This window comes from Dyella solisilvae, from assembly GCF_003351225.1.
In the GTDB taxonomy this organism is placed as follows: Bacteria; Pseudomonadota; Gammaproteobacteria; order Xanthomonadales; family Rhodanobacteraceae; genus Dyella; species Dyella solisilvae.
The window spans coordinates 1,373,911-1,386,483 of record NZ_QQSY01000001.1; the positions used below are offsets into that span (position 1 = coordinate 1,373,911).

Sequence of the window (12,573 nt, forward strand, 5' to 3'; positions counted from 1 at the left end):
GGCCGGATCAGATCCGGCCTTTTTTTATGGGGTGCGGCGACGGGCCTCAGCTGCCCTTGCTCAGCAAGCGCAGCATCTCCTCCGGCGTGATGTACCCGCCCAGCATCGTGCCGTCCGACGCAATGATGGTCGGCGTGCCGGTGATGCCCAGCTTCACGCCGAGATCGAACTGCTGCTTGACCGGGTTGGCGCAGGTGGCCGACTTGGGCATATGCCCCTCCTTGGCCGCGGTGAACGCCGCGTTGCGATTGGATGCGCACCAGACCGACACCATCTCGTTGTAGGTCTCGGTATTGCGCCCGGCTGGATTGGTGACGCCGTCGCGCGGCCAGGCCACGTATTCCAGCGCGATGCCGGCCTTGTTGAACTCGGCAACGTGCTCGTGCAGCGCACGACAGTAGGCGCAGTTGACATCGGTGAACACGGTGACGCGATAGCGCGGGTTGGCCGGCGCGAACACGATGCGGTCGGACGCGGGCACCTTGGCCAGCTCCGCCTTGCGGAAACTTGCCCAGCCATCGTTGCTGATGTTCTTTTTCCTGGCCACGTCGATCAGGTCGCCGTTGAGCAGGAACTTGCCATCGGCGCTCACGTAGACCAGCTGGCCGTCCGTGATCACCTGGTAGAAGCCCGGAATCGGCGAGGCCTGGATGGAGGCGATGGTCGCGTCCGGGGCCAGCGACAGGATGGCCTTGCGCACGGAGGCCTCCGACCCGGTGGCGCTAGCAACTGCGGTGGCGTTGGCGTTGGCGGGGGCATTCGCGGTGGCGCTGCCCGACCCGTCCGGCGCCGCGCAGACGTTGAGGGCGAACCCGCTGACGCACAGGGCCAGCAACCATTTCTTGAACATCACGAACCTCGGGGTAGTCACTTCCGCAAGCGGAAGGCTGGGGATAGCGCATTCTCGCACAGGCGGGTTAAGGGTTTCTGAGACTTTGCAGCGACTTAACCGCGCGGATGGTGCTGCGCATGAAGGCGCTTGAGGCCCTCCTTCGCCACCAGCGTATAAATCTGCGTCGTGCTCAGTGCGCTGTGGCCCAACAGCATCTGCAGGGCGCGCAGGTCGGCGCCATGGTTGAGCAGGTGGGTGGCAAAGGAATGCCGCAGGACGTGCGGCGAGATGCGCTTGGGCACGATACCCACGTTGAGCGCGTAGCGCTTCACCAGCGTCCAGAACATCTGGCGCGTCATGCCCTCCCCGCGGTTGCTGAGGAACAGCGCGATGGGCTGGCGTCCCTTGGCCAGCGCCGGCCGCGCCGCGGCCAGGTAGGCCTCGATGCGCTCGGCGGCGACCTCGCCGATCGGAACCAGCCGGTCCTTGCCACCCTTGCCAGTCACGCGCACCACGCCCTGACGAAGGTTCAGCGAGGCCAGCGGGAGTTCCACCAGCTCCGAGACGCGCAGGCCCGAGGCATACATCAGCTCCAGCATGGCGCGATCGCGCAAGCCCAGCATGGTGCCGCTATCGGGCGCATCCAGCAGACCCTCGATCTCCTTTTCCGCGAGCGCCTTGGGCAGGCTGCGCGGCGTCTTGGGGCGCTCGATCAGCAGGGTCGGATCGTCGAAACCAGGCTCGGTGTGCGCCAGGTGGGCGTAATAGCGCCGGAACGACGACTGTCGCCGCGCCAGCGAGCGCACCGCCACCGGCTGGCTGCCGTGATAGGCGGACAGGTGCTGGCGCTGCGCGCTGCGCAGGCTCAAGCCTTGCGCGCCAAGCCAGCGCGCCAGGCCTTCGAGGTCACGGCGATAGGCGTCGAGCGTCTTGTCGGATAGCCCGTCCTCGGACCACACCCGCTCGATAAAGGCGTCAATGCTGCGACGGTCTGCTTCGGTGATACTTGGAGTGGCTTGCTGCATGCATGCGATGCTCGCCGCGCGCGCCCATGGGGCGCAAGCACCCTCTTACACCGAATGCTCGTACCGTGATGAACGACAGCTCCGTCTCCACCGTCGCCTGCCCACTGTGGCGCCGGCTGCTCGCCCTGCTCTACGACCTGCTCGCCGTGCTCGCCATCGTGATGGTGGTGGGTTACATCTGCCAGCGAATCACCGGCGGCAACGTGGTCAGCGGCGGCGACCATGCGCACATCGCATGGTGGTACCAGCCGTTGCAGGGACTGGCCGTGTCGACCTACTTCGTGCTGTCCTGGCTGCGCGGCGGGCAAACGCTGGGCATGCGACCGTGGCGCATCCGGGTGACCGGTTCCGATGGTCGTCGACTCACACTGGGGCAGGCCGTGTTGCGCGTCCTGGTGGCTGCCGCGCCGCTGCTGCTGCTTGGCCTGGCCCCCTGGTTCGGGGTCGCTGCCGCACTGTGGGCGGTCGCCATCGCCTGGGCCCTCTATTTCGGCCTGGCGGCGTTCGATCCACGCCGGCGGGCGCTGCAGGATGTGATCGCGCGCACTGAATTGCGCAGGATCGGCTAGGCCTTCACGTTCATGTAAGTATGTCTGGGCAAGATTGTGGCGATGCCCACGATTGCCCTTTCCCGCCCCACCGCCGCCAACGTGACCCGCTCGAACGGCGGGGAGCGCGCATGGGAGTGGGCCGGTGGCAAACTGGTCGATCCGAGCCGCTTCAACACCTGGCCGATGGTGCGCGAACTCGCCATGGCGCTGCCGCGCCGGCTGGAGGTGGCCCCGGGCCTGCGACCACGCCTGCCGCTCGACGGCACGTATTTCATCGATGTGAGCCGCGTGGCCCTCGCCAGCCTGCGCTCCTGGGGCGCCAGCGCCGCCTGCGGCACGCTCAGCGCGCTGCCCTGCCCCGACGCCAGTTTCGACCTGATCTGCGCGCTCGACATCCTTGAGCACATGGCGGACCGCGAGCAGGCCCTGCACGAGCTTTCCCGCGTCGCGGCGCCGGATGCACGCCTGTTGTTGTCCGTACCGGTACGCGCGGGGTCCTCGACCGGCCTCGGCGAGTCCGACGGCCACGACCGCCGGGTCGAACCCGGCCAGATCACGGCTCGCCTGGCCGCCCATGGCTGGGTCGTCGAACAAAGCACGGTGTACGACCAGCCGTCCGTGTCGCGCAGCCTGGCGACCCTCGGCAGGGAGTGCCTCCAGCATCGTGGGGAGCGCGCCCTGTGGTGGTACAACCGGGTGCTGACGCCATGGGAACTGCGCTTGCAGCGTCCCCTGCGCTGGCGTCCCGGCCTGGTGTCGGCCCCGCGTGCAAGTGCGCTACTGCTGCTCTGCCGGCGCACCTAAGCGACTGATTCAACAGGCTTGAGACGATGCGGCGGCGCAACACGGCGACGCCAAACCGGGTAAGATGTCGCCTTTCCGACGCCGGGTTCAGCCCCATGCTTTATCAGATCCATGAGTGGCAGCGCGCCATCCTAGGCCCGCTCAGCCATTACGCCGAAGCCAGCGCCAAGATGTTCAGCGACCTCACCAGCCCGCTCTCGCACCTGCCGGGGGCGCCGCGACTGGCGGCCGGCTACGAGCTGCTGCACCGGCTCGGCAAGGAGTACGAGAAGCCCTCCTTCAACCTGTCCCAGGTCAATGCCCATGGGCAGGAGATCGCGGTGATCGAGCGAGTGGTGCTGGAGAAGCCGTTTTGCCAGCTGCGCCGGTTCAAGCGCTTCAGCGACGATCCGGTGGTCATCGAGAAGCTGAAGAACGACCCGGTGGTGCTGGTGGTGGCCCCGCTGTCCGGCCACCACGCCACGTTGCTGCGCGATACGGTGCGCACCCTGCTGCATGACCACAAAGTGTTCATCACCGACTGGGTCGACGCGCGCATGGTGCCGACCAGCGAAGGCCCGTTCCATCTCGACGACTACGTCGCCTATATCGAGGAATTCATCCGCCACATCGGCGCCGAACGCCTGCATGTGATCTCGGTGTGCCAGCCGACCGTGCCGGTACTGGCCGCGGTGTCGCTGATGGCCGCCCGCGGCGAGCAGACCCCGCTCACCATGACCATGATGGGCGGCCCGATCGAGCCGCGCAGCAACCCCACCGGCGTCAACAACCTGGCCACCACCCGCCCGTTGAGCTGGTTCAAGGGCAACGTGATCCACACGGTGCCGGCGAACTATCCGGGCAGCGGGCGCGAGGTCTATCCGGGCTTCCTGCAGCACGCGGGCTTCATTGCGATGAACCCCGGCCGCCACCTGAACTCGCACTGGGATTTCTACGAGAACCTGCTGCGCGGCGACCAGGACGACGCCGAGGCGCACCGCAAGTTCTACGACGAGTACAACGCCGTGCTCGACATGCCCGCCGAGTACTACCTGGACACCATCTCCACCGTGTTCCAGCAGTTCCTGCTGCCACGCGGCCTGTGGGATGTGAAGGGCGAGCGCGTGCGACCGGAGGCCATCACCTCCACCGCGCTGTTCACCATCGAGGGCGAGCTGGACGACATCGCCGGCATTGGCCAGACCGAGGCGGCGCACGACCTGTGCAGCGGCATCCCCGCCGACCGCCGCGCCCATCGCGTGGTCGAAGGCGCCGGGCACTACGGCACCTTCAGCGGCCGCCGCTGGCGCGAATCGGTCTACCCGCAGGTGCGCGACTTCATCCGCCAGTTCGGCCAGGTCGCGAAATAAGCCTCGCCGCCCTGCAGGAGCGCGCAGCGCGCTCCTGCAGCTGTCGCGAATGTTCAGGCGCCTGCGAAGAAGCTGCGGAACGCCGCGATGGTGCGCGCGACACCCTCATCGTCCACATCCAGGTGGGTGACCAGGCGCAGGGTCGGCAGATAACCGATGCTGATGCGCACGCCGGCTTCCCGCAAATGGACGTCCAGTTCACGCAGCCGCTCCGCCGGCACGTCGATGAACACCATGTTGGTGAACTGACCCAGCAGCTTGACGCCCGGAATCTCGCCCAGGCCCGCCGCCAGCGTCACCGCGCGCGCGTGATCGTCGGCCAGGCGGGCGACGTGGTGATCCAGCGCGTACTGAGCCGCCGCCGCCAGCAGGCCCGCCTGGCGCCAGCCGCCACCGGCCACCTTGCGCCAGCGGCGCGCCTTGTCGATCAGCCCGGCGGAGCCGACCAGCACGGATCCGACCGGCGCTCCCAGACCCTTGGAAAGGCACACCGACACGCTGTCGAAGTGCTGCGTGATCGTGCGCGCCGGCACGCCGCCCGCCACCGCCGCATTGAACAGGCGCGCGCCGTCCAGATGCAGGCCCAGGCCGCGCTCGCGGGCGAAGTCATGTGCGGCTTTCAGGTAGTCCAGCGGCAGCACGCGCCCATGCCAGGTGTTCTCCAGCGCCAGCAGGCGGGTTCGCGCGAAGTGCGGGTCGACCGGCTTGATCGCGGCGGCCACCTTGTCCAGCGGCAGCGTGCCGTCGACGTCGTGCGGGATCGGCTGCGGCTGGATCGAGCCGAGCACCGCGGCGCCGCCGCCCTCGAACTTGTACGTGTGCGCGTCGGCGCCCACCAGATACTCGTCGCCACGTTCGCAATGCGCCATCAGCGCCAGCAGGTTCGACTGCGTTCCGGTGGGTACGAACAGCGCGGCCTCGAAGCCGAGGTCGTCGGCCAGGCGGCGCTGCAGCGCGTTAACGGTGGGATCCTCGCCGTACACGTCGTCGCCCACGGGGGCATCGATCATCGCCGCGCGCATGGCGGCGGTCGGGCGGGTCACGGTGTCACTGCGCAGGTCGATCGGTTCCACGGCGGTTACTCGTTCCAGTAAAGGCAACCAGCTTGAGCATTTGCCATCGACGAGGCAAGCATGGGCACGTCAAGGCCACGCGGACCACAGGTGACCAGGCTCGCCGCACAACGTCCATCGGAGGGACCTGCACGTGAACAAGACCGACGTCATCAGGCAAGTCGCCACCAGGACGGGGCTTCCGCCGGCCCTGTGCGAGGCCGCCCTGAAGGCTTTCGAAGCCACCTGCGGTGACGCGCTCACCGGCGCCTTCACGGGCCAGCGACACAATCATTCCCATGTCGTCGCGGAAATGGTTCATCGCACTGGCGCGAGCGCCGAAGATTGCGCCCAGCTCCTCAAGGCCTTTGAACAGGTGCTTGATGAAGCGTTGCGTGACAAGTTGGGTTTCAAGGGCAAGCGGCCTCGCTAACACGCCGTCGCCGCGGCGATTCCGCTAGGCTGCCAGGCGCCGGTCCGCGCTTCACGGTGAACCCAACGCAAGGATGTCGTCGCCATGTCGTTCCTGCGTCTGTACCTGCGCGTCATTGCCCTGCTCGCCCCGGAGCAGAGGCTTGCGACCACCCTGGCGCTGGCCAACCTTGCGCTCGCCGGCGTGTTCTTCCTGGAGCCGCTGTTGTTCGGCAAGGTCGTGGACGCGCTCGCCGGCAGCCCCGGCAAGGCGCCGCGACTGATCGCGCTGTGGGCCGGCGTCGGCTTCGCCGGCGTGCTGGCCAACGTGTGGGTGTCGCTGCATGCCGATCGCCTGGCGCATCGACGCCGACTTGCCGCCATCGCGGTGTTCTTCGAACACGCTGCATCGATGCCGCTGTCCTTCCACGGCGAATATCACACGGGCCGCCTGTCGCGCATCATGAACGTCGGCGTGGGCAACCTGTTCAACCTGTGGTTGAGCTTTTTTCGCGAGCACCTGGCGACGCTGCTGTCGATCCTGGTGATGGTACCGGTGGCGCTGTGGCTCAACTGGAAGCTGGCGCTGCTGATGATCGCCCTGCTGCTGTGCTTCTCCGTATTCAACGCGGTGGCCGTGCAACGCACGCACAAGGCGCAAGGCGAGGTGGAAGAACTCCATCACGAGATCGCTACCCGCGCCGGCGACGTGTTCGGCAACGTGACCGTGGTGCAGAGCTTCACCCGGCTTGCGGCCGAGTCGCGCGCCCTGCGGGAGATGATGACGCGCACGCTCGATGCGCAATATCCGGTGCTGCGCGGCTGGGCGATCCTCTCGGTGCTCAACCGCGCGGCCAGCACGCTCACCATTGTGGCGATCTTCGCCGTGGGCGCGACGTTGCACGCGCGGGGCGAGATCAGCGTGGGCGGCATTGTCAGCTTCGTGGGTTTCTCGATGCTGCTGATCGGCAGGCTTGAGCAGTTCGCCACCTTTCTCTCCAACCTGTTCTTCCAGTCGCAGTCGCTGCGCGATTTCTTCACCGTGCTGGATCGCAAGCCCGAGATTGAGGACCGCCCTGGCGCCATCGTGTTGCCGCGTCTGCGTGGCGAGGTGGTGTTCGAGCAGGTCAGCTTCGGCTACGACCCGGTACAGCCAGCGCTGCACGACCTGAGCTTTCGCGCGGAGCCTGGCAGCACCATCGCGCTGGTGGGGCCCACCGGCGCCGGCAAGAGCACCGCGCTCAGCCTGCTCTATCGCGCCTACGACCCCAGCGCCGGCCGCGTCACTGTCGACGACCACGACGTGCGCGAAGTGACGCTGGAATCGCTGCGACAGAACATCGGCGTGGTGTTCCAGGATCCGGGCATGTTCTACCGGTCGATCCTGGACAACCTGCGCATAGGCAAGCCCGATGCCGACCTTACCGAGATCGAGAAGGCGGTCGCCTCCGCCGAGGCCGCGGCCTTCATCGCGCGCAAGCCGGAAGGTCTGGAGACCATGGTGGCCGAGCGTGGCCGCTCCCTATCCGGCGGCGAACGCCAGCGCCTGGCCATCGCCCGCGCGATGCTCAAGGACGCGCCGATCCTGATCCTCGACGAAGCCACCAGCGCACTCGACAACGCCACCGAAGCACGCATTCAGCGCGCGCTGGATCGACTCACTGAGGGACGCACCACCTTCGTGATCGCCCACCGTCTCTCCACCGTGCGCCACGCCGACCTGATCCTGGTGCTGGACCAGGGGCGATTGGTGGAACAGGGGAAGTTCGACGAACTGATAGCCGAAGGCGGATTGTTTGCGCGTCTCGCGGAAGATGGAAAGTTTGCGCCGGATGCGGAAGTGACAGAGGAGTAGCTAAGAGATAGGAGATGTCATCGCGAGCACCCGCCCCTCACCCAACCCTCTCCCCGGAGGGGAGAGGGAGCGAAAAGCGAATCGGCGAGGCATATTGTTTTAAGCCCTCAGTACAACGCCGCCCCGCGGTGTAGCCGCTGTCCGTGAGGTACCACGCGACGAATTCGGCTTGCCGCAGTCGTCCGGTCTTGTATTACATGCAGTGCTGCGCACCCTCAGGGCGATGGCGCGTTGCGGGGTAGCCGCAGTCCGCGAGGTACCACGTCACCGATCCGACTAGCTACAGTCGCCCGGGCTTGTATTCCGCATATTGCTACGAGCCCTTAAGGCCATTTTCTTTGGGTTACTTTTCTTTTGGGCCAGCAAAAGAAAAGTGACTCGAGCGTCGGCAGACGATCGAAACGCCCGCCGCGTAGGCGGCAAGCTGGCGGGGCGCCTCAGGGGAAGCCAAGAGCCAAGTCACTGGATCCCAGCCTTCGCTGGGATGACGAGTCTGGGAGCGTGAGGATGACCCTGCGGGAGTTCTCCTCGCTTCGCACACCGTCCCACTTAACCCACCCGCGGCTGTTGAAAAACGCCTCGCGGGGATGGCGAGATGAAAGACTGAGGCGAAAGGATTGCGCGCACAAAGTGCGCCAATCCGGGATTGAGGGTGGCGGCTCCATCACGCCCTCCACCCAATCTTTTCTACTCGTGCGAACCGGCAGAAAAAGCAAAATCACCCGTGCTTGCGGAAATACAACCAGGCCGCCAATGCGAGGATCACCGCCGGCAAAAGATTCGCCAGCAGCGGCGGCACACCGTACACGGTGCCGAAACTCACCATCGCCTTCTGCAGGAAGTACCAGCCAATCGCCAGCAGCATGCCGATGAACATGCGCTTGCCCAGGCCGCCAGAACGCAACGTGCCGAACGAGAACGGCATCGCGCACAGCACCAGCACCAGCACATTGAGCGGATACAGCGCGCGGCCCCAGAAGGCGTTGGCGTACGCGCCCGGATTCTGCCCGTTCTGCTCCAGGTAGCTGATGTTGCGCCGCAGGTCGCGCATCGGCTGGTACTGCGGCTGGATCACCGACAACTCCAGCACCTGCGGGTTGAGCCTGGAATCCCAGCGTTCACTGGCGACGGTGCTGCTGTGGGCGCCGGTGTCGTCAAGCGTGGTGCTGCGCACCTTGTTCATCACCCACTGGTGGCCATCGTGTTCGGCCGTCTGCGCCCAGTCGAAGCGGGCCACCTGGCCATCCGGGGTCAGCGTGAAGACACGCACGTCGTGCAGCTGGACGACATTGTGCGTCTGGGTGCGTTGAACCGTAACGCCCCTGGCGTTGACCACGCGTTCGCCGTCGCGCGCCCACAGGCCGGAAGCACTGCCGACGCCAACGTTGTTGGAGCGCAAGCGCAGCTGCATGGCCTGGGCCTGCTGGTCGCCCCATGGCGCCGCCGTTTCGCCCAGGATCACCACGCCAAGGATGAGGATGGCCACCACGCCCACCGCCGAGACGGCGATGCGCAACTTGGAAAGGCCGCAGGCGCGCAAGGCGGTGAGCTCGTTGGTGGCGGCAAGGCCGCCGAGGCCAAGCAGGCCGCCAATCAGCGCCGCGTTGCCGAACATCTCGTAAAGGCGGCGCGGGAAGGTCACCAGCACGTACACGATCGCGTTGGTCACCGTGTAGCCGTTCTTGCCCACGTTGCCGAGCTGGCGCATGAGCTGGACCACGGCGTCGAGCCCGGTGATCACCAGCCACACCATCAGCATCGAGCCGAGCACGGTGGTGCCGACCAGCCAGTCGACGCGGCGAATGCGCAGGGCGGCCATCAGGCGCCTGCCTTTCGCGGCTTACGCTCGACGTACTGGCTGCGGAACATATGGGCGGCGATGCCGAACACGATGAAGGTCACCATCCACATGGGGCCCGAATGGTGCCAGTGGCCCTTGATGATCTGGCCGCGGCACAGCGCCAGCAGCAGGTAATACAGGTAGAACGCGAGCACGGCCAGCAGCAGTCGTCCGAAGCGAGGCTCGCGTGGACTCTGGCGTGACAGCGGCAGGGCCAGCGCAAGCAGCACCAGCGTCATCGCCGGGGCGATGGTGCGCCAGGCGAATTCCGCGCGCGCGTCGGGGGTGTCGGTGCGCAGCAGCTGCAAGGTGCCGAGCGAGTGCGCGGGATCTTCGTCGTCGTTGTCCGACTGCACGTTGTCCAGCGAGGCGTCGTTGCGCTCGTACTTCATCTTGCGCCAGTTGTCCGCGCCCAGCGGGATGTCGTACTGCCAGCCGTTCCACAGCGCCAGGAAGCGGCCGTTGCCGTCGGTCTCCTGGTACAGCTGCCCATGCTTGCCGGTCACGATCTTGAGGTGCGGCACATTGTCGTGGCCGGTGCGCTCGGTGGCGATGAAGGTATTGCCCAGCGTGCTGCCGTCGCGGCTGAGTTCATCCACGAAGATGATGCCGCCGCGGCCCGGCAGCTCGGTGAAGCGCCCGGCGTCCAGGCCCGCCGCGATCACCGAACGATTGGCCGCCGCCACCAGCTGGTCGGAGGTGCGCGACGCCCACGGGCCCAGCCACAGCGATACGGCGCCCACCATGATGGCCACGCCCGCCGCGAGTAGCCCCATCGGACGCAGCAGGCCCGATGCCCCCATCCCGGAGGAGGCCAACACGTGCATCTCGCTTTCGCGCCACATGCGCCCCAGGGCCAGCAGCACGCCGAGGAAGGCCGACAGCGGCAGCAGCGTGGTGAGGCCGTCGAGCATGTTCAGGCCCAGCACCTGGAACATCACGCTGGCAGGGAAGCTGCCATTGGCCACCTGCTGCAGCACGTGCGCAAACGAGATGCCGGACATGATGGCCAGCAACACGATGGCGGTGGCGGCTACGGTCTGGGCCAGCTCACGCAGGAAATAACGATCGAGGATGCTCAGAACCAGTCCTCACGCACGCAGTGACCCACCCGGCGCTGGGCCGTGCGGGGCGAGAAACAACGGTCAAGTGTACGTGCTCTTACCCCGCTCATGGGGACTGTTTCTCGACATGCGATAAGATGAAGGGCTTGGCGCCGCCCCGTCCGGGGGTCGGCAATCCCCAAGTCTAGCCTGTCCGGGCCTTTCCGGACCTTTCTGCAGGACATGACATGACTCTCCAGTTCAGCCTTGGCTCCGCCGCTCCCGAAACCGTCGAAACCCCCTGCGTGGTGGTCGGCGTCTATGAGAACGGCGTACTCACCAGCGCCGCTGCCCGTGTGGACACCGCCGCCCATGGCGCCATCAAGCGCCAGGTCGAGAGCGGTGACATCACTGGCAAGGCCGGCTCCACGACCGTGCTGTTCGCGCCCGAGGGCGTGACGGCCAGGCGTGTGCTGGTGGTGGGACTGGGAACGCAGAAGACCTTCGATGGTGCACGCTACCAGAAGGTGCTGACCGAAGCCGCGCGCACACTGGGCCGCCTGCCGATCGACAGCGCCGTGTGTTTCCTCACCGAAGTCGACGTGCCCGGCCACGACCAGGCATGGCGCGTGCGCACCGCGGCGCTCGCCGCGGACTACGCGGCCTACCGCTACACCGCCACCTTCAAGCCGCGCGAAAAGGCCGCGCAGCCGGAGCTGGTCGCCATCACGTTTGCCGGCGCCGACGAGGCGAAGGCTGCGCTGGCCCAGGCCGTCGCGATCGCCGGGGGCGTGCGCTTTGCCCGCGAACTCGCCAACCTGCCGCCCAACATCTGCAACCCCGCCTACATCGCGTCCCAGGCCGAACAGTTTGCCGCCGCGCACGACAAGGTGAGCTGCAACGTGCTCGACCACGAGAAGATGGGCGAGCTGGGCTTCGGCTCGCTGCTCGCCGTGGGCCGTGGTTCGGCCAACAAGCCCAAGCTGGTGATCCTTGAATACAAGGGTGGCGCGGAAGGCGACAAGCCGTACGCCTTCGTCGGCAAGGGCATCACCTTTGACACCGGAGGCATCAGCCTCAAGCCCGGCCCGGGCATGGAAGAAATGAAGTACGACATGGGCGGCGCCGCCGGCATGCTCGGCAGCTTCGTCGCCACGGTGAAGCTGGGCCTGCCGGTGAACCTCGTGTGCGTGGTGCCGGCCGTGGAAAACATGCCCGACGGCGATGCCTATCGCCCGAGCGACGTACTCACCAGCCTCTCCGGCCTCACCATCGAAGTGCTCAACACAGACGCCGAAGGTCGCCTGATCCTGTGTGACGCGCTCACCTACACCGTGCAGACCTTCCAGCCGAAGGTGCTGATCGATGCGGCCACGCTCACCGGCGCCTGCGTGATCGCGCTGGGCAAGCACGCCAGCGGCCTGATGAGCAAGCACGACGATCTCGCCGCCGAGCTGATCGCCGCCGGCGAGAACACGCTCGACCGCGCATGGCGCCTGCCGTTGTGGGACGACTACCAGGTGCAGCTGGAATCGGGCTTCGCCGACGTCGCCAACATCGGCGGCAAGAACGCCGGCGCGATCACCGCGGGCTGCTTCCTGGCGCGCTTCACCGAGGGCCAGCGCTGGGCGCATCTGGACATCGCCGGCACCGCGTGGGACGAGGGCCGCAAGGGCCTGGCCACGGGCCGCCCGGTGCCGCTGCTCGTGCAGTGGCTGATCGATCAGGCCAGCAAATAAGATCCAGCAGTGAGAAGTGAGAGAAAGCAGTACTCGCCTCTCTCTCGCTTCTCACTCCTCTCCACTCACTCC

At 66.7% G+C, this 12,573-nt stretch carries 11 protein-coding genes; 6 read left to right on the plus strand and 5 right to left on the minus strand.

The window, feature by feature from the left end:
* Positions 1-46: 46 nt before the first annotated feature.
* The gene (locus DVT68_RS06055) at positions 47-850 is read right to left on the minus strand and encodes a DsbC family protein (protein WP_114824087.1); all 804 of its coding nucleotides are present in this window, start codon (positions 848-850) and stop codon (positions 47-49) included.
* A 95-nt stretch (positions 851-945) separates the two neighbouring features.
* Positions 946-1,857 (minus strand): site-specific tyrosine recombinase XerD, encoded by a 912-nt coding sequence (gene xerD / locus DVT68_RS06060; protein ID WP_114824088.1) that lies wholly within the window; start codon positions 1,855-1,857, stop codon positions 946-948.
* A 68-nt stretch (positions 1,858-1,925) separates the two neighbouring features.
* Between xerD and DVT68_RS06065 the strand changes: the two genes are divergently transcribed.
* The 3 genes from DVT68_RS06065 (at position 1,926) to DVT68_RS06075 (ending at position 4,561) form a co-directional block, all read left to right on the plus strand.
* Positions 1,926-2,426, plus strand: a complete 501-nt coding sequence (locus DVT68_RS06065) for an RDD family protein (protein ID WP_114824089.1) — start codon at positions 1,926-1,928, stop codon at positions 2,424-2,426.
* A 42-nt stretch (positions 2,427-2,468) separates the two neighbouring features.
* Complete coding sequence (locus DVT68_RS06070) at positions 2,469-3,212, plus strand: class I SAM-dependent methyltransferase (RefSeq protein WP_114824090.1); 744 nt, start codon at positions 2,469-2,471, stop codon at positions 3,210-3,212.
* Positions 3,213-3,307: 95 nt separating this feature from the next.
* A complete protein-coding gene (locus DVT68_RS06075; RefSeq protein WP_114824091.1) occupies positions 3,308-4,561 on the plus strand; it encodes a polyhydroxyalkanoate depolymerase in 1,254 nt (417 codons plus the stop codon).
* A 53-nt stretch (positions 4,562-4,614) separates the two neighbouring features.
* Here the strand turns inward: DVT68_RS06075 and ltaE are convergent, their stop codons facing one another.
* Positions 4,615-5,634, minus strand: a complete 1,020-nt coding sequence (ltaE, locus tag DVT68_RS06080) for a low-specificity L-threonine aldolase (protein WP_114824092.1) — start codon at positions 5,632-5,634, stop codon at positions 4,615-4,617.
* A 133-nt stretch (positions 5,635-5,767) separates the two neighbouring features.
* Between ltaE and DVT68_RS06085 the strand changes: the two genes are divergently transcribed.
* Entirely contained in the window at positions 5,768-6,046 is a 279-nt protein-coding gene (locus tag DVT68_RS06085) for an HU family DNA-binding protein (protein WP_114824093.1), read from the plus strand.
* A gap of 84 nt (positions 6,047-6,130) precedes the next feature.
* Complete coding sequence (locus tag DVT68_RS06090) at positions 6,131-7,879, plus strand: glucan ABC transporter ATP-binding protein/ permease (protein ID WP_114824094.1); 1,749 nt, start codon at positions 6,131-6,133, stop codon at positions 7,877-7,879.
* 718 nt (positions 7,880-8,597) lie between these two features.
* On the opposite strand, the gene lptG is transcribed toward DVT68_RS06090, so the two are convergent.
* Positions 8,598-9,698, minus strand: coding sequence for an LPS export ABC transporter permease LptG (lptG, locus tag DVT68_RS06095; RefSeq protein WP_114824095.1), 1,101 nt, complete (start codon positions 9,696-9,698; stop codon positions 8,598-8,600).
* Complete coding sequence (gene lptF, locus DVT68_RS06100) at positions 9,698-10,795, minus strand: LPS export ABC transporter permease LptF (protein ID WP_233523389.1); 1,098 nt, start codon at positions 10,793-10,795, stop codon at positions 9,698-9,700. The genes lptG and lptF overlap by 1 nt, the downstream gene beginning before the upstream one ends.
* A gap of 215 nt (positions 10,796-11,010) precedes the next feature.
* Here lptF and DVT68_RS06105 point away from each other — a divergent pair, with 215 nt between their 5' ends.
* Complete coding sequence (locus DVT68_RS06105; RefSeq protein ID WP_114824097.1) at positions 11,011-12,501, plus strand: leucyl aminopeptidase; 1,491 nt, start codon at positions 11,011-11,013, stop codon at positions 12,499-12,501.
* Positions 12,502-12,573: the final 72 nt, after the last annotated feature.

Bases quoted from the DNA above. Each gene is read 5' to 3' on its own strand.
- DVT68_RS06055 (WP_114824087.1), bottom strand. From the start codon at position 850: ATGTTCAAGAAATGGTTGCTGGCCCTGTGCGTCAGCGGGTTCGCCCTC.
- xerD (WP_114824088.1), bottom strand. From the start codon at position 1,857: ATGCAGCAAGCCACTCCAAGTATCACCGAAGCAGACCGTCGCAGCATT.
- DVT68_RS06065 (WP_114824089.1), top strand. From the start codon at position 1,926: ATGAACGACAGCTCCGTCTCCACCGTCGCCTGCCCACTGTGGCGCCGG.
- DVT68_RS06070 (WP_114824090.1), top strand. From the start codon at position 2,469: ATGCCCACGATTGCCCTTTCCCGCCCCACCGCCGCCAACGTGACCCGC.
- DVT68_RS06075 (WP_114824091.1), top strand. From the start codon at position 3,308: ATGCTTTATCAGATCCATGAGTGGCAGCGCGCCATCCTAGGCCCGCTC.
- DVT68_RS06090 (WP_114824094.1), top strand. From the start codon at position 6,131: ATGTCGTTCCTGCGTCTGTACCTGCGCGTCATTGCCCTGCTCGCCCCG.
- lptG (WP_114824095.1), bottom strand. From the start codon at position 9,698: ATGGCCGCCCTGCGCATTCGCCGCGTCGACTGGCTGGTCGGCACCACC.
- DVT68_RS06105 (WP_114824097.1), top strand. From the start codon at position 11,011: ATGACTCTCCAGTTCAGCCTTGGCTCCGCCGCTCCCGAAACCGTCGAA.